The 15,880-nt window shown below is 66.2% G+C and carries 18 protein-coding genes, 1 tRNA gene and 1 pseudogene; 13 read left to right on the top strand and 7 right to left on the bottom strand.

Going from position 1 to position 15,880, the window contains the following annotated elements; genetic code table 11:
- The 4 genes from VGC77_RS05810 to VGC77_RS05825 all read left to right on the top strand — a co-directional run.
- Positions 1–492, top strand: a 492-nt coding sequence (locus VGC77_RS05810; protein ID WP_331170626.1) for an SDR family oxidoreductase, incomplete at its 5' end; no start/stop codon positions are given.
- Positions 493–659: 167 nt separating this feature from the next.
- On the top strand, positions 660–1,406 hold the full coding sequence (locus VGC77_RS05815; protein ID WP_331170627.1) for an SDR family NAD(P)-dependent oxidoreductase: 747 nt from the start codon (positions 660–662) through the stop codon (positions 1,404–1,406).
- 189 nt (positions 1,407–1,595) lie between these two features.
- Positions 1,596–1,669 (top strand) — tRNA-Gln (locus tag VGC77_RS05820).
- A 452-nt stretch (positions 1,670–2,121) separates the two neighbouring features.
- Complete coding sequence (locus VGC77_RS05825; RefSeq protein WP_331170628.1) at positions 2,122–2,388, top strand: hypothetical protein; 267 nt, start codon at positions 2,122–2,124, stop codon at positions 2,386–2,388.
- 60 nt (positions 2,389–2,448) lie between these two features.
- On the opposite strand, the gene VGC77_RS05830 is transcribed toward VGC77_RS05825, so the two are convergent.
- Both VGC77_RS05830 and VGC77_RS23650 read right to left on the bottom strand, forming a co-directional pair.
- On the bottom strand, positions 2,449–2,781 hold the full coding sequence (locus tag VGC77_RS05830; RefSeq protein ID WP_331170629.1) for a hypothetical protein: 333 nt from the start codon (positions 2,779–2,781) through the stop codon (positions 2,449–2,451).
- The gene (locus tag VGC77_RS23650) at positions 2,766–2,861 is read right to left on the bottom strand and encodes a hypothetical protein (RefSeq protein WP_414709615.1); all 96 of its coding nucleotides are present in this window, start codon (positions 2,859–2,861) and stop codon (positions 2,766–2,768) included. The genes VGC77_RS05830 and VGC77_RS23650 overlap by 16 nt, the downstream gene beginning before the upstream one ends.
- A gap of 55 nt (positions 2,862–2,916) precedes the next feature.
- Between VGC77_RS23650 and VGC77_RS05835 the strand changes: the two genes are divergently transcribed.
- Both VGC77_RS05835 and VGC77_RS05840 read left to right on the top strand, forming a co-directional pair.
- A complete protein-coding gene (locus tag VGC77_RS05835; RefSeq protein ID WP_331170630.1) occupies positions 2,917–3,216 on the top strand; it encodes a GIY-YIG nuclease family protein in 300 nt (99 codons plus the stop codon).
- A 61-nt stretch (positions 3,217–3,277) separates the two neighbouring features.
- Positions 3,278–3,484, top strand: coding sequence for a hypothetical protein (locus VGC77_RS05840; protein WP_331170631.1), 207 nt, complete (start codon positions 3,278–3,280; stop codon positions 3,482–3,484).
- 677 nt (positions 3,485–4,161) lie between these two features.
- On the opposite strand, the gene VGC77_RS05845 is transcribed toward VGC77_RS05840, so the two are convergent.
- From VGC77_RS05845 to VGC77_RS05860, 4 genes are all read right to left on the bottom strand, one after another.
- Positions 4,162–4,422, bottom strand: a complete 261-nt coding sequence (locus VGC77_RS05845) for a DUF3297 family protein (protein WP_331170632.1) — start codon at positions 4,420–4,422, stop codon at positions 4,162–4,164.
- Positions 4,422–4,898, bottom strand: a complete 477-nt coding sequence (locus VGC77_RS05850) for a glutathione peroxidase (protein ID WP_331170633.1) — start codon at positions 4,896–4,898, stop codon at positions 4,422–4,424. Before VGC77_RS05850 ends, VGC77_RS05845 begins: the two co-directional genes overlap by 1 nt.
- Positions 4,899–4,925: 27 nt before the next feature.
- Positions 4,926–6,326, bottom strand: coding sequence for an amidase family protein (locus tag VGC77_RS05855; protein ID WP_331170634.1), 1,401 nt, complete (start codon positions 6,324–6,326; stop codon positions 4,926–4,928).
- A gap of 103 nt (positions 6,327–6,429) precedes the next feature.
- On the bottom strand, positions 6,430–6,687 hold the full coding sequence (locus tag VGC77_RS05860) for a DUF6894 family protein (protein WP_331170635.1): 258 nt from the start codon (positions 6,685–6,687) through the stop codon (positions 6,430–6,432).
- 127 nt (positions 6,688–6,814) lie between these two features.
- Here VGC77_RS05860 and pip point away from each other — a divergent pair, with 127 nt between their 5' ends.
- The 7 genes from pip to VGC77_RS05895 all read left to right on the top strand — a co-directional run bounded on the left by pip (position 6,815) and on the right by VGC77_RS05895 (position 15,581).
- Positions 6,815–7,804, top strand: coding sequence for a prolyl aminopeptidase (pip, locus tag VGC77_RS05865; protein ID WP_331170636.1), 990 nt, complete (start codon positions 6,815–6,817; stop codon positions 7,802–7,804).
- A gap of 287 nt (positions 7,805–8,091) precedes the next feature.
- On the top strand, positions 8,092–10,944 hold the full coding sequence (locus VGC77_RS05870) for a bifunctional transaldolase/phosoglucose isomerase (RefSeq protein WP_331170637.1): 2,853 nt from the start codon (positions 8,092–8,094) through the stop codon (positions 10,942–10,944).
- A gap of 13 nt (positions 10,945–10,957) precedes the next feature.
- The gene (gene gnd / locus VGC77_RS05875; protein WP_331170638.1) at positions 10,958–11,995 is read left to right on the top strand and encodes a phosphogluconate dehydrogenase (NAD(+)-dependent, decarboxylating); all 1,038 of its coding nucleotides are present in this window, start codon (positions 10,958–10,960) and stop codon (positions 11,993–11,995) included.
- Positions 11,996–12,015: 20 nt separating this feature from the next.
- A complete protein-coding gene (zwf, locus tag VGC77_RS05880) occupies positions 12,016–13,506 on the top strand; it encodes a glucose-6-phosphate dehydrogenase (protein ID WP_414709617.1) in 1,491 nt (496 codons plus the stop codon).
- A gap of 1 nt (position 13,507) precedes the next feature.
- The gene (gene pgl / locus VGC77_RS05885) at positions 13,508–14,239 is read left to right on the top strand and encodes a 6-phosphogluconolactonase (RefSeq protein ID WP_331170640.1); all 732 of its coding nucleotides are present in this window, start codon (positions 13,508–13,510) and stop codon (positions 14,237–14,239) included.
- Positions 14,229–14,768, top strand: coding sequence for a gluconokinase (locus VGC77_RS05890; protein WP_331170641.1), 540 nt, complete (start codon positions 14,229–14,231; stop codon positions 14,766–14,768). Before pgl ends, VGC77_RS05890 begins: the two co-directional genes overlap by 11 nt.
- Complete coding sequence (locus tag VGC77_RS05895) at positions 14,769–15,581, top strand: Cof-type HAD-IIB family hydrolase (RefSeq protein ID WP_331170642.1); 813 nt, start codon at positions 14,769–14,771, stop codon at positions 15,579–15,581.
- 183 nt (positions 15,582–15,764) lie between these two features.
- Here the strand turns inward: VGC77_RS05895 and VGC77_RS05900 are convergent.
- A pseudogene (locus VGC77_RS05900) lies at positions 15,765–15,880 on the bottom strand (IS110 family transposase); the annotation flags it as partial.

The raw sequence follows: 15,880 nt of genomic DNA on the forward strand, positions 1-15,880 counted from the left end.
GCCGCGGGCTTCGTGCATCACGGCAGCGTGCTCGACTGCTCCGACGCCGACTGGGATTTTTCCTTCGACCTCAACGTCAAGTCGATGCACCGCACGATTCGCGCGTTCCTCCCCGGCATGCTGCAGGCCGGCCGCGGCAGCATCGTCAACATCGCGTCGGCCGCCGGCGTGTTCAAGGCCGCGCCGAACCGCTACGTCTACGGCGCCACCAAGGCCGCGGTGGCGGCGCTGACCCGCGCCGTCGCAGCCGACTTCATCACCCAGGGCATCCGCTGCAACGCGATCTGCCCCGGCACCATCGAGACGCCGTCGATGCTGCAGCGCGCTGCCGCCGCCGGGCCGCAGGGCCGCGAGCTGTTCGTGTCGCGGCAGCCAATGGGACGGCTCGGCACCGCGGACGAAATCGCCGCGCTGGCGGTGTATCTGGCCAGCGACGAAAGCAGCTTCACCACCGGCGTTGCGCATATCATCGACGGCGGCTGGACGTTGTGACCGAGGCAGCGCCGCGACGGATACGACCGTCATCCTGAGGAGCCCGGCCTGGCGCGCAGCGCGTGGCCGGGCGTCTCGAAGGATGAGGCGACAGATCTTCAAGGTTCGAGACGCGCGCAAGGGCGCGCTCCTCACCATGAGGGCATTCAGGGAGCAAGGAAACACAAATGAACCAGATCGATCTCAACGGCCGCTGCGCCGTGGTCACCGGCGGCGCGCAGGGCTTCGGCCGCGCCATCACCGAACGCTTCGTCGGCTCCGGCGCCAAAGTCGCGATCTGGGACCACGACATCGCTTTCGCCGAGCGCACCGCCAAGGAAATCGGCGACGCCGTCACCGCGATCGGCGTCGACGTCTCGGATCTCGCCGCGGTGGAAGCCGCGCGCGACGCCACGCTCAAGACCTTCGGCAAGATCGACATCCTGGTCAACAATGCCGGCATCGCCGGCATCAACAAGCCGGTGTGGGACACCGATCTCGCGGAATGGCGCAAGGTGCTGCGGATCAACCTCGACGGCCCGTTCATCTGCTGCAAGGCGATCGTGCCGTTGATGATCGGGCACAAATACGGCCGCATCATCAACATCGCCTCGATTGCCGGCAAGGAGGGCAACCCCAACGCCGCGCATTATTCCGCGTCGAAGGCGGGTCTCATCGCGCTGACCAAATCGCTCGGCAAGGAATTGGCGGCCTACGACATCGCGGTCAACGCGGTGACCCCGGCGGCGGCCAGGACCGCGATCTTCGAGCAGATGACGCAGCAGCACATCGATTTCATGCTGTCGAAGATCCCGAAGGGCCGTTTCGTGCTGGTCGAGGAGCTGGCAGCGCTGGTGGCGTGGCTGGCCTCGCAGGACTGCGCATTCTCCACCGGCGCGGTGTTCGACATTTCCGGCGGCCGTGCCACCTATTGAGGCTTAACTGCCGGGCGATTCCGGCCTGCCGCCCACCAGCCGAGGCCGCTCCGGCCGCGCCATGCAAATCGCTGTGGCTTTGCGCCGGTTCTGCGCTTGCCAAGGCCGCAAGCGAGCGGGTAGAAGGACGCACCTTGCGCTTCGCGTTTTTCCTGACCGCGCCGGAAAAACCTAAAGCACGGAAACCATTGGGGAATGGTGTAACGGTAGCACAACAGACTCTGACTCTGTTTGTCTAGGTTCGAATCCTAGTTCCCCAGCCAACCCCGCCCCCAAACCTCCAAACAATCTGACGGCTACAGCAGCGCGCCGCATTGCTGCATTGCAGAGCCGCGTCAGGATGCGTTGCGGCATGCAGTACGGCCCGATCCGTCAGTCGCGGTTCCAATGCCACGGACCCGCGGCTTCAGAGAATATCCCGCAATTTAAATGACTTAACCCGCGACAACGGGCAAATTCCACCTGCTCACGGGCCCGCCCCGGTGCGCCGAGCCCTTCATCGCCGCTCCATTGCGGCCGTCCGCCCAGATTTTCCACCAAATGTTACCTATAACTGACGGAGAGATTGATCTGGCGCATTGCGAAATGGTGCAGCGCACCTATCTGCTGTTAAACCAGTGTCACAGAAATCCAGGGAGCCAAACCACCTGCAAGAGGGCTCGTTTTCAGGGAATCGCACCTGGTGAGGCCGGTTCCACGACAAAGGACGAGCACGATGGCAAATTGCACGCGATGCGGCCACGCAACCACAACGCTGGACGTCGAACAAATTGACGGCGTCTATGAGCTGTACTCCTGGAGCTGTTCTGACTGCGATCACACCGTCCATATGGCGATGGCGTGCAGCAGTCTGATCGAACTGCCGGATTATGTGCTGTTCACCGAGCCCGCGGAAATCGCCAGCGCAGTCAGGCCGTTGCCGGCAATGGCCGGGCCGGATCAGGCGCCGCGCTACGCCCCGCGCCGGGTCGCCTCGGCCTGATTTCGGCCGCTCGCGGCGGTCAATTCGCCGCCGCGAAATGTTGCGGCAAAGCTGTGGCAGCTACTTGCCGGCGTCTTTCGCCGGCTGATCCTTGGCGGGCTCCGGCGGGGCCGGTTTCGGCGGCTTGGTCTGCGCTGCCTTCAACTCGTTCACCGTGTTCTGCAAGACTGTGATACCGGCCTTCAGCGCGTCGATCTGCCGGGTGGCGGCGTCGAGCTTCTGCTGCTGATCGCGGCCGAGCTTGTCAATCGTCTTCACCAGGAAATCGACGTTGCTCTGCAGGCAGCTGGTGCGGCGCTCCATGGTTTTTTCCACCGTGCAGATCTCGATCGCCGGCACGTCCTGCGCATGCGCCACGCCGGCGCCGAGCGCCAGCGTCAGCAATCCGAGCATTGCACCGATCCGAACCATCGCGACGTCCCAGGCTGAGCTATCCATCGCCGCAGCAAGCGGCGCCGGCGCGCCGCTGTCAACGCTTATCAGCGCCCGCCAATTGCCGGCCGCGGCAATTCGTGAAAGACTCCGGCGATGGAAGACTGCTTCGTCTATGTGCTCGGCTGTTGCAGCGGCGGCCGCTATCTGACCTATGTCGGATGGACGCTCGATCTCGACCGCCGGCTTGCCCAGCACAATGCCGGCAGCGGTGCGCGCTCGACCCGCGGCCGCAGCTGGGTGCTGCTGCATAGCGAGCGCTACGCCTCGCGAAGCGAGGCGATGAGCCGCGAGTGGCATCTGAAGCGCGACCGCGGCTTCCGCAAGCGGCTGGCGCAGGCGGCTGTTAGCAACATTCAAAAACCTCATTCCGGCGCTGAACTAACCGCGGTCTGAGCGCCGCCGCCCTGCCAACCAAGCGTGTCGGTAGCAGCGGTGTGGTAAGGGATAGTTAAGAATGGCGACGCGCGAAAAACGGCTGGCCGAGTTCAACGGCAATGGCGACCCCGGTCCGGATCAACTGGTCGAGGTGCTGTGCGAAGACCACAGCGGCACCTATCAGTTGCCGTTTGCATGCCGGATGATCGACGGCGAATGGCGCAACGCGCAATCCGACAGCGTGGTCGAAGCCACCGTGGTCGGCTGGCGATTGCCGCGCCGCTGACGCAGCCCGCGTTGTCCCGGAATGCGACGCCCTCGCCCGGCATTGTTAAGCTTTGGAACGACGGCGGAACGAAACGCGTCCGAATCGGCCGAATCAGCAAGCTGCCTCGCGTTCACGGCTAGATGACGAAACGCGCAGCACCGCTCGGCACAATATCTGGAGAGCTCGATCGCCGGCGCGCTGCACCGCGCCGCCGGACAACTACGCGCCGGTTAACGCGCCGGACAAAGCGTCGCGGGGCGCGCGCGTTATGCACGATCGTCTCGGATATCAGTCGGCGATTGATCGGGATCAAGACGGGCTCATCGCACCGTCCCGAAATGCGACGCTTTCGGCAAGGCTCGTTAAGCTTTGGAACGCCGGCGGAACGAAACGCGCCCGAATCGGCCGAATCGCGTTGTTCGGCGTGTTCACCGCTAGATCGCGCAAGGTGCGCGGCGGCTCGCCACAAGATGCGGGCTTCGCGGCGTGCGTCACGATCGGCCCTGGCGCGTCGGCGCCCTCGAAACGTTAACCGCCCCGGCGACGTCATCGCGAGCCGAAGGCGGCGCGCAGCGCCGAGTAAAAGCGAAGCTCCAGGGGCTGCACGCCGAGCCCTGGATTGCTTCGTCGCAACCGCTCCTCGCATGACGCGTTGAGACGCCGATCCGCGAGCCAAGCTTAGCTCAAGCGCCGCCCTAATCGACCTTGCCGCGCAGATACGGCTCCACCGGACCGCTGACCTTGATGGTCAGGAGATTGCCGAAGCGGTCCTTGGCCGTGCCGGCGGTGACGCGGATCCAGCCCTCGCTGACGCAATACTCCGCGACGTTGGTCTTCTCGGCGCCCTTGAAGCGGATGCCGACGTCGAGCGCGAGAATGGCTTCGTTGTAGAACGGGCTCTTCGGATCGTTGGAGAGCCGGTCGGGCAGTTCGATCATGGTCGGGTCTTTCGTCATCACAGCAGGGCCTCGATTTCCTTGGTCAGCGATTGCGGCGTCGTGGTCGGCGCGTGGCGCGCCACCACCTGGCCCGAGCGATCGACCAGGAATTTGGTGAAATTCCATTTGATCGCGGCGCCCAGCAGGCCGGATTTTGCGGCCTTCAGATATTGAAACAACGGATGCGCGTCGGCGCCGTTGACCTCGACCTTGTCGAACATCGGAAAGCTGACGCCGTAATTCTTCTGGCAGAATTGCCCGATCGCAGCCGCATCGCCAGGCTCCTGATGGCCGAACTGATTGCAGGGAAAGCCCAGCACCACAAGCCCGCGCGCGCCGTAGGCCTGCTGCAGCTCTTCCAGCCCCTTGTATTGCGGGGTGAAGCCGCAGGCGCTGGCGGTGTTGACGATCAACAGCACCTTGCCCGCGAACTGCTTCAACGGCAGCTCCTGACCTTGCAGCGTTCTGGCGGAAAAATCATAGACGGAGGTCATGGCGGGCTTATCCGGCGTCGGGGTGATTCAGGCAACAGGATCGATCGGCGATGCCGGCACTCCGCCGGCCTCGATCGCCTCTCCGGCGGCAAGCAGCAGATCCTCGCGATGGCGTCCGGCGACCAGCTGCACGCCGACCGGACAGCGGCCGACCAGCCCGGTTGACACCGCCAGCGCCGGCAACCCCATGAACGGGATCGCAATCTGCGGCATCTGCGCCCGCCACACCCGATTGAACGAGGCGTCGTCGCGCAGGTCGAGCTGATCGGCAAACGGCAATTCGCCGGACACCGGCATCAGCACCACGGCGGTCTCGGCGAACACCCTCTGCCATTGCCGGGTCAGCGTGGCGCGCCGCGTCAACAGACCGGAGAACGCCGCAAGGTCGATGCCCTGCGCTTGATCGCGGTTGCCGCGCAGGCAGGCCAGCGCACCCGGATCGCCCTCGCGCTCGGCCAGAGCCAGCATCGCGTCGTAACCGTCGGCGAGCCACATCTTGATCTGCAACTCGGCCGCCTCGCGCAGCGGCGGCAGCGTGTCGCGCTCTTCGACCTGCCAACCGGCGCGCCGCAGCCGTTCAGCGGCGTCGCGCAACGCGGCCTCGATCTCCGGCGCGATCTCCAGGCCATCGGGGCGCAGCCACAGCAGCGCGCGCTTTTCGACCGCAGGCCCTTCGAGCGGCGCCGGCACATACCACGGATCGCGCGGGTCGGGCTGCGCCATCGCCGTCAGCGCGAGCCTGAGATCGCCAATGCTGCGCGCCAGCGGCCCGGATACCGCGGTGATCTGCGGCCCGATCGAGCGCTCCGGCGACGACGCGTTCCAGGCCGGAACTCGCCCAATGGTTGGACGCAAGCCATGCACGCCGCAGGCATAGGCCGGATAGCGGATCGAGCCGGCAATGTCGGTGCCGTGGGCGATGTGGCCGATGCCAGCGGCGACCGCGGAGGCCGCGCCGCCGGACGAGCCGCCGGGCGTGAGCCCCGGGTCGCGCGGATTCTTGGTGGCGCCGTGGATGAGATTGCTGGTGAACCAGCGATAGGAAAACGCCGGGGTGTTGGTGCGGCCGAGGATCACCGCGCCGGCGCGGCGCAGATTGTCGACCACCGGATTGTTCGAGGTGGCGATCAGGTCGCGCTGCAACGTCACGCCGTTGGTGGTGGCGAAGCCGGCTTGATCAACGTTGACCTTGACGGTGATCGGCACGCCGGCGAGCGGCCCCGGATCGTTGCCGGCGGCAAAGGCGGCGTCGATCGCGTCAGCCTGTTGCAGCACTTCGTCGGGACGATGATCGACTACGGCGTTGAGCGCCGGATTGACCGCATCGAGCCGCGCCAGCGCGGCTTCCGCGGCCTGTTTCGCCGAGAGCTGGCGCGACCGGATCGACGCGGCCAGATCGGCCGCCGACAGTCGCCAGATATCCTGCATCAAAAGATCTCTCCGCTCCCGGGTGCCGCCGACTATGGCAGCCGCCCGGCTATCGCCCAACAGAATTTTCCGCGGACGGCACCGACGCCGAGCCGGCGCCGCATCAATGGGTTGTCGGCGGCGCCTGATGGATATCGAGAATCGCCTCGCTGAACGGAAATTCGAGCACGATTTCGCCCTCCTCATCGGTGACTTCAAGGCTTGCCTGCAACAGGCTGGGCTGGCTGCCCTCGGATTTCAGGATCTGGCGGATCGTGGTGCGCGCGACTTCCCAGGCCTGATCGGGATTGCGCAGCGTCTCGCCTTCCGGATCGAGGATCAGTTCGTTTCCGATGCGGGTATTGAAATAATAGCGCGGCATGGGCGGGTTCCAGTTGGTCTATCTTCCAAGTGAGAATTCCAACCGCGATCCGCAACCCTCGGCGCGGCACACGCCTCCGGCTGAAACGCGGCTCGCAATGCATCGGCTTTGCCTGTAACCAAAGCGGATGGAAGCGGAAGCGCAACCCGTCAAACCCAGCGATCGCCCGGCGCCGTTGTCGGCGCAATGGTGGCCCGTGGACCATGGCCACGAGATCTATGTGGAGTCGGTCGGCCGCGAAGGCGGCATCGCCGCGGTCTATCTGCATGGCGGCCCGGGCGGCGGCTGCCAGCCGGATCACCGCCGGCTGTTCGATGCCGAACGGTTCCACGCGGTGCTGTTCGACCAGCGCGGCGCCGGCCGCAGCCGGCCGAAAGCGGGCCGCGACGCCAACAGCCTCGCCGATCTGATCGCCGACATGGAGATGATCCGCGACCGCTTCGGTTTTGCGCGCTGGATGGTGGTCGGCGGCTCCTGGGGCGCGACGCTGGCTTTGGCCTATGCGCAGGCCCATCCGCAGCGGGTCAGCGCGCTGGTGCTGCGCGCCACCTTCCTCGGCAGCCGCGCCGAACTCGACGCCGCGTTTCTGGAAACCCTGCCGCGGCTCTATCCCGGCCTCCACGAGGACTTCCTCAGCCTGCTGAGTGAACAGGAGCGCGACCAGCCGCTCGCCGCCTATTGGCGCCGCATCCTCGATCCCGATCCGGCGCTCCACGGACCGGCCGCCCGCGCCTGGCACGACACCGAACGCATCCTGTCCGAGCACAGCCCCGGCCGCTCGCGGCTCGATCTCGCCGCGCTGAGCGGCACCCGACCGCTGCCGACCACGCCGTTCCTGGAAGCGCATTATTTCAGCAACGACTGCTTTCTGCGGCCGAACCAGTTGCTCGACGAGGCGCCACGGCTGGCCGGAATTCCCGGCATCATCGTGCAGGGCCGCTACGATTTGTTGTGCCCGCCGGCCTCCTCGCATGCGCTGGCGGCCAGATGGCCGCAGGCCGAAATTCGCGTCGTCGAGGCCGCCGGTCATTCGCTGTACGACCCGGGAGTTCGCGACGCGGTGGTCAAGGCGATCGACGACCTCGCGAAGAGCGACCGCGCGCAGCCGCCGGTTTGATGATGCCGTTCGCGCCACCGCCTCCGAACTGATCGTACCCATCGTGCGATCCGGCCAAGCGGATCTGGCCGGTAACGTTGACGCCGCGCGCGGTTCGTCCGCCGCTGTCATGCCGGTGATCAAGATCGCGCGATACGGATAGCTGCCCCGCTGGAACCGATCGCCGCTTTGGACGTAAAGTGGGGGCGGTACGATTGGCTGCCGAACGTTTGATTGACAAAGCTCGGCTTCGCGCCAGAAAAGGAACCCCAGCGTCCCCCGCAAAAACCGAACAGAATCAAGGCATCATGAACCCCGTCAAAGCGCTCGAACAACACGGCCAAGCTGTCTGGCTGGATTTCCTTGCCCGCGGCTTTATCGCCAAAGGCGACCTCAAGAAGCTGATCGACGTCGACGGGGTGAAAGGTGTCACCTCGAATCCGTCGATCTTCGAAAAGGCGATCGGCAGTTCGGATGAATATGACGGCGCGATCGGCAGCGCGCTGCAGGGCGGCGACCGCCCGGTGATCGACCTCTATGAGGCGCTGGCGGTGGAAGATATCCAGCACGCCGCCGACGTGCTGCGCCCGGTCTATGACAAATATGACGGCAATGACGGCTATGTCAGCCTCGAAGTCTCGCCCTATCTGGCGCGCGACACCGAGGGCACCGTCGCCGAAGCCGAGCGGCTGTGGAAACAGGTCGGCCGCAAGAATTTGATGGTCAAGGTGCCGGCGACGCCGGAGGGCATCCCGGCGATCAAGCAGCTGATCGCCAAGGGCATCAGCATCAACGTCACGCTGCTGTTCGCGCAGTCGGTCTATGTCGACGTCGCCGAAGCCTATCTCGAAGGGCTGGAAGCCTATGTCGCCGGCGGCGGCAACCCGTCGCATATCGGCAGCGTCGCCAGTTTCTTCGTCAGCCGGATCGACACCGCGGTCGACAAAGAACTCGACGACAAGATCGCCAAGGCCAACGACCCGACCGAGAAGGCGCGGCTCGCGGCGCTGAAGGGCAAGGTCGCGATCGCCAACGCCAAGCTGGCGTACCAGCATTACCAGCGGCTGTTCGCAGGGCCGCGCTGGGACAAGCTGAAGGCCGCCGGCGCCAAGCCGCAGCGGCTGTTGTGGGCCTCCACCGGCACCAAGAACAAGGCCTATCGCGACGTGATCTACGTCGAAGAACTTATCGGGCCGAACACCGTCAACACCGTGCCGCCGGCGACGCTGGATGCGTTCCGCGATCACGGCGTGCCGCGCAACAGCCTGGAAGAAAACCTCGACGACGCCAAACAGGTGCTCGCCGATCTCGACGCCGCCGGGATCTCGCTCGACGCCATCGCCAAGCAACTGGTCAAGGACGGCGTGCAGCTGTTCGCCGACGCCGCCGACAAGCTGCTCGGCGCGGTGGCCGATAAGCGCGAGACCGTGCTGTCGCACGGCATCGATGCGCAGACGCTGGCGCTCGGCGCCACGCTGGCGAAGGCGGTCGCCGACAGCACCGAGGATTGGCGCGCCAGCGGCAAGATCCGCAGGCTGTGGGACGGCGACGCCGCGGTGTGGAGCAACACCGACGAGGCCCAGTGGCTGGGCTGGCTGCACAGCGCCGCCGCCGAAAAGGCCAAGCTCGCCGACTATCAGGAGTTCGCGCAATGGGTGAAGGCGCAGGGCTTCACCGACGCGGTGGTGCTCGGCATGGGCGGCTCCAGCCTCGGCCCCGAGGTGCTCGCGGAAACCTTCGGCCAGGTAGCGGGCTTTCCGAAACTGCACGTACTCGACTCCACCGACCCGGCGCAGGTCCGTGCCACCCGCGACGCGGTCAACCTGGTGTCCACGCTGTTCATCGTCTCCAGCAAATCCGGCGGCACCACCGAACCCAACGTGATGAAGGCGTACTTCTTCGCGCAGGTCAGCGACATGCTCGGCGCCGCCAAGGCCGCCTCGCATTTCGTCGCCGTGACAGATCCGGGCTCGTCGCTGGACAAGCTTGCCAAAGAGCAAGGCTTCGCAAGAATCTTCCACGGCGATCCGGCGATCGGCGGGCGCTACTCGGTGCTGTCGCCGTTCGGCCTGGTGCCGGCGGCGGCCGCGGGCATCGACCTCGGCAAATTCCTCGATTCAGCATTGGCGATGGTGCGCTCCTGCGGCGCCGACGTGCCGCCGCAGCACAATCCCGGCGTGCAGCTCGGCCTCGCGCTCGGCCTCGCGGGCCTTGCCGGCCGCGACAAGGTCACCATCCTATCGTCGAAGGCGGTCGCCGATTTCGGCGCCTGGGCCGAACAATTGATCGCCGAATCCACCGGCAAGGACGGCAAGGGCCTGATCCCGATCGACGGCGAGACGCTGGGCGATGTCGCCGCCTATGGCAACGATCGCTTCTTCATCGATCTGCGCACCGCGGCCGAAGCCGACGCCGCCCACGACGCCAAGCTCGCGGCGCTCGAACAGGCCGGCCATCCGGTGGCGCGCATCGTGTTGAAATCCGCCGATCAGCTCGGCCAGGAGTTCTTCCGCTTCGAACTCGCCACCGCGGTCGCCGGCGCCGTGCTCGGCATCAACCCGTTCAACCAGCCCGACGTCGAAGCCGCCAAGATCAAGACCCGCGAACTGATCGCGGCGTTCGAGAAAGCCGGCGCGCTGCCGGCCGAGCAGCCGGCGATCTCCACCGCCGGCGCCGATCTCTACACCGACGACAAGAACGCCGCGACGCTGCGCAAGGCCGGCGCCGACGGCGATCTCGCCTCCTGGCTGAAGGCGCATTTCGCCCGCGCCGGCGCCGGCGACTATGTGGCGCTATTGGCCTATATCGGCCGCAACGCCGATCACATCGCCACGCTGCAACAGATCCGGCTCGCGGTGCGCGATCGCCGCCATGTCGCGACCTGCGCGGAATTCGGCCCGCGCTTCCTGCATTCCACCGGCCAGGCCTACAAGGGCGGGCCGGACTCGGGCGTGTTCCTGCAGATCACCGCCGACGACGCCCAGGATCTGGCGGTGCCGGGCCAGAAGGCGAGCTTCGGCGTGATCAAGGCGGCGCAGGCGCGAGGCGACTTCAACGTGCTGACCGAGCGTCGGCGGCGCGCCTTGCGCGTGCATCTCAAGGGCGATCTTGCCTCCGGTCTGAAGATGCTCGACCGGGCCATTCAAGACGCCATCAACTAGAAACGAGGACCTGATGCAGCTTGGCATGATCGGCCTGGGGCGGATGGGCGGCAATATCGTTCGCCGCCTCATGAATAACGGGCATCATGCCGTGGTCTACGACAAGGACCCCAGCGCCGTCGCGGCGCTGGTCGGCGAAGGCGCGGCCGGCGCCGCCTCGCTCGAAGAGCTGGTCGGCAAACTCGACAAGCCGCGCGCGGTCTGGGTGATGCTGCCGGCCGGCCACATCACCGAAATCACCATCGAGGCGCTGCATAAGCTGCTGGAGCCCGACGACGTCGTGATCGACGGCGGCAATACGTTCTGGCAGGACGATATCCGCCGCGCCAAGGCGCTGCGCGAACGCCAGATCCACTATGTCGACGTCGGCACCAGCGGCGGCGTCTGGGGCATCGACCGCGGCTATTGCATGATGATCGGCGGCGACAAGCCGGTGGTCGAGCGGCTCGATCCGATCTTCAAGACGCTGGCGCCCGGCATCGGCGACATCGACCGCACGCCCGGCCGCGACGGCCGCGACCCCCGCGTCGAACAGGGCTACATGCACACCGGCCCGGTCGGCGCCGGGCATTTCGTCAAGATGATCCACAACGGCATCGAATACGGCTTGATGCAGGCCTATGCCGAGGGCTTCGATATTCTGAAGAACGCCAACGGCGAGGCGCTGCCGAGCGAGCATCGCTTCGATCTCGACATCGCCGACATCGCCGAAGTCTGGCGGCGCGGCAGCGTGATCCCGTCCTGGCTGCTCGACCTCACCGCCTCGGCGCTGGCCGACAACCACACGCTGGATAATTACTCGGGCTTCGTTGAGGATTCCGGCGAAGGCCGCTGGACCGTCAACGCCGCGATCGACGAGGCGGTGCCGGCCGAGGTGCTGACCGCGGCCTTGTTCGCGCGATTCCGCTCGCGCAAGGAGCACACGTTCTCCGAAAAGATTCTCTCGGCGATGCGCGCCGGCTTCGGCGGCCACAAGGAGCCGCAGCAGCACCCCGACCCGGTGCGGCAGTCGGGCCCCAAGATCCTGAAGTCGGAGGCCGAGCGCTCGTGACCACACAAACCGATCCCACCATGCCCGAGGGCTGCGCCTTCGTGATCTTCGGCGTCACCGGCGACCTCACCCACCGGCTGGTGATTCCGGCGCTGTACAATCTCGCCGAAGCCAACCTGTTGCCGGAAAAATTCTGCGTGGTCGGCATCACCCGCAAGGAGATGTCGAGCGACGATCTGCGCGCCAGCCTGATGAAGGGCCTGCATGAATTTGCGACGCGCGAGGTCGACCAGACCGTCGCCGAGCGGCTGTTGTATTGCGTCACCGCGATCAGCGCCGATCCCGGTGATCCCGCCTCATTCGACAAACTGCGCGACCGGCTGGTCAAGCTCGAAGCCGACCGCAACACCGGCGGCAACCGGCTGTTCTATCTGGCGACGCCGCCCGACGCCTTCGCCCCGATCAGCCGCGAACTCGGCCGCACCGGGCTGCTGCACGAAGACCCCGGCGGCGCCTGGCGCCGGCTGGTGGTGGAAAAGCCGTTCGGCACCGATCTGAAAAGCGCCAAGGCGCTGAACGCCGAATTGTTGAAGATCGTGCCGGAGCACGAGCTGTACCGGATCGATCATTATCTCGGCAAGGAGACGGTGCAGAACATCCTGGTGCTGCGCTTTGCCAACGGCATGTTCGAGCCTATCTGGAACCGGGATCACATCGAACACGTGCAGATCACCGTCGAGGAAAAGCTCGGAGTCGCGCATCGCGGCAGTTTCTACGACGCCACCGGCGCGTTGCGCGACATGGTGCCGAACCATCTGTTCCAGTTGTTGTCGCTGGTGGCGATGGAGCCGCCGGCGCATTTCAACGCCCACGCGGTGCGCTCGGCCAAGGCCGACGTGCTGGCGGCGATCCAGATCCAGAACGAAGCCGACGCGCTGAAGAATTCGGTGCGCGGGCAATACGTCTCCGGCCATGTCGGCGACGTCGAGGTGATCGACTATCGCAGCGTCAAGGACGTCAAGCCGGACAGCACCACCGAGACTTACGCCGCGCTGAAGCTCACCATCGACAATTGGCGCTGGGCCGGGGTGCCGTTCTATCTGCGCACCGGCAAGGCGCTCGGCGCCAAGCGCACCGAGGTGGCGATCAAGTTCAAGCAGGCGCCGTTCGCCATGTTCCGCTGTACCCCGGTGCAGGAATTGTCGCAGAACTATCTGGTGATCGGCATCGAGCCGGTCGAGGGCATCTCGCTGGAGTTCAACTCCAAGATCCCCGGCCCCACCATCGCCATCGACGGCGTCGAGATGACCTTCGAATACAAGGACTACTTCAAGGTCGCGCCGTCGACCGGCTACGAGACGCTGATCCACGACTGCATGATCGGCGACAACATCCTGTTCCAGCGCGCCGATGCCATCGAGGCCGGCTGGGCGGTGGTGCAGCCGTTTCTCGACGCCTGGGCGAAGGCCGGCGGCAAGGGCCTGCAGGTCTATCGCGCCGGCAGCACCGGCCCGGACAGCGCCGAGACGCTCTTGACCCGCGACGGCCGCAACTGGCGCGAGCCGGGTTAGCGTGGCCGCTCGTCGCGATATCGTCGCCGATGCCGAGGCGCTGGCTCGAACCGCGGCCGAGCGGCTGTTGGCGCGGATCGAGGCGCAGCCCGGCCGCGTCGCGATCTGCCTCACCGGCGGCTCCGGCCCAAAGCGGATGTTCGAACTGCTGGCCGGCGAATTCGCCAGCCGGATTCCGTGGCCGCGGGTGCACTGGTTCATCGGCGACGAGCGTTTCGTGCCGCTCGATGACGCGTTGAGCAATATGGGCACGGCGCAGCGGATGCTGCTCGACGGCCGCGCGCCGGCCGAAACCATCCACCCGATTCCGACCGCGATGGCGACGCTGGACGACGCCGCTTTGACCTATCAGCGCGACTTGCAGGCGTGCTACGGCGCAGACCGGCTCAACCCGGCGCGGCCGCTGTTCGACCTGGTGCTGATGGGGCTCGGCCCCGACGGCCACACCGCGTCGCTGTTTCCCGACGCGCCGGCGCTCGCCGAGGAATTGCGCTGGGTGGTCGGCGTCGAGACCGCGCATGTCGCCCCGTTCGTGCCGCGGGTGACGCTGACGCTGCCGACGCTGGCGTCGTGTCGCGAGATGTTGTTTCTGGTCGGCGGCGCCGAGAAGCGCGCCGTGCTGTCGCGGGTGCTGGCCGGCGAGGACCTGCCGGCGACGCGGGCGCATTCCCTGAACGAAACGGTGTGGCTGATCGACCGCGCCGCGCTGCCGGAGGATGTCGATGCCGGATGAGCCGCGGGCGTGGCCGAGCGTGCTGATCGTGATGGGGGTCTCCGGCTCCGGCAAGAGCACGATCGCCGAAGCGCTGGCGCAGCGGCTGGGCTGGGTCTACGAGGATGCCGACCGCTTTCATCCGCCCGGCAATGTCGCCAAGATGCGGGCCGGCCAGCCTTTGACCGACGCCGACCGCGCGCCCTGGCTGCAAGCCATCGCTGATGAGATCGACCGCATCGCCGCCGCCAAGGATCACGCGGTGATCGCCTGTTCGGCGCTGAAGCGCAGCTATCGCGATGTTCTGCGGCACGGCCGCGGCGACGTCCGGCTGGTCTATCTCGACGGCGATCGGCAACTGATCGCAGCGCGGCTCGCGGCGCGGCAGGATCACTTCATGCCGCCGGGATTGTTGGACAGCCAGTTCGCCACGCTGCAAGTGCCGCTCGCCGACGAGCAGCCGATCACGGTTGCGATCGACCGCCCGGTCGAGGCGATCGTCGAGGCGATTTTACGCAAGCTGCCGTGCAGCGAAAAGGAAGTCAGTTGAATGAACCGCATTGCTCTTGTCATCTCCGACGTCGACGGCACCCTGGTGACCAAGGACAAGCGATTGACCAGGCCCGCGCAACAGGCCGTGGCACGGCTGCGCGGCGCCGGCATCGGCTTCACCGTCACCAGCAGCCGGCCGCCGGTCGGGATGCGGATGCTGGTCGACCCGCTCGACCTCGATTTGCCGATCGGGCCGTTCAACGGTTCCTCGATCGTCGATCCGCAATTCGTCGTGCTGGAGCAGCACCGGATTCCGGCCAAGGCCGCCGCGATCAGCCTCAAGGTGCTGGCCGATTTTGCCATCGACGCCTGGCTGTTCACCACCGACCACTGGTTCGTCCGCAAGCTCGACGGCGCCTACGTCGCGCATGAACAAGACACCATCCAGTCCGACCCGACGCTGCTCGAGGACTTCTCGCCCTATCTCGAGCAGGCCTGCAAGATCGTCGGCGCCAGCACCGACGCCGCTTTGCTGGAGCGCTGCGAACAAGCCCTACAACAGGCGCTCGGCGGACAGGCCTTGGCGGTGCGCTCGCAGAGCTATTATCTCGACGTCACCCCGCCCGGCCAGGACAAGGGCAGTTTCGTGCGCGCGATGGCGAAACGGCTCGGCATCACCACCGAGCTGATCGCCACCATCGGCGACATGCAGAACGATCTGCCGATGTTCCGTTGCAGCGGACTGCCGATCGCAATGGGCAACGCCACTCCCGACGTGCAGCGCCAGGCCCGCCACGTCACCGCCTCCAACGAGGACGAGGGCTTCGCCGCCGCGGTGGATTTCATTCTGAAGCAGCAAGCGGCGAGCTGAGGGTGCACTGAGCCGCATCCCCGCACGCGGCGTCATCCTGAGGCGCCCGAGCGCAGCGAGGGCCTCGAAGGATGGGCCGCCGGCGCGCCGTTCGACAGACCACTATCCGCGCGGCGTCATCCTTCGAGGCTTGCCTACAGCGCGACGCGCTGCGGGCAAGCGCCTCAGCGACTGTCTTGGTTGTCAAGCGTTTTGCCATGGCTGATTGTCCCGCAGGATTGCGTTGAGGGTGGTGAGGAGCTTTCGGGCGACGGCGATCAGGGCGACCATTTTGGGCTTACCAGCGCTGATCAGGCGCT

The organism is Rhodopseudomonas sp. (assembly GCF_036404135.1).
Taxonomy (GTDB): domain Bacteria; phylum Pseudomonadota; class Alphaproteobacteria; order Rhizobiales; family Xanthobacteraceae; genus Rhodopseudomonas_A.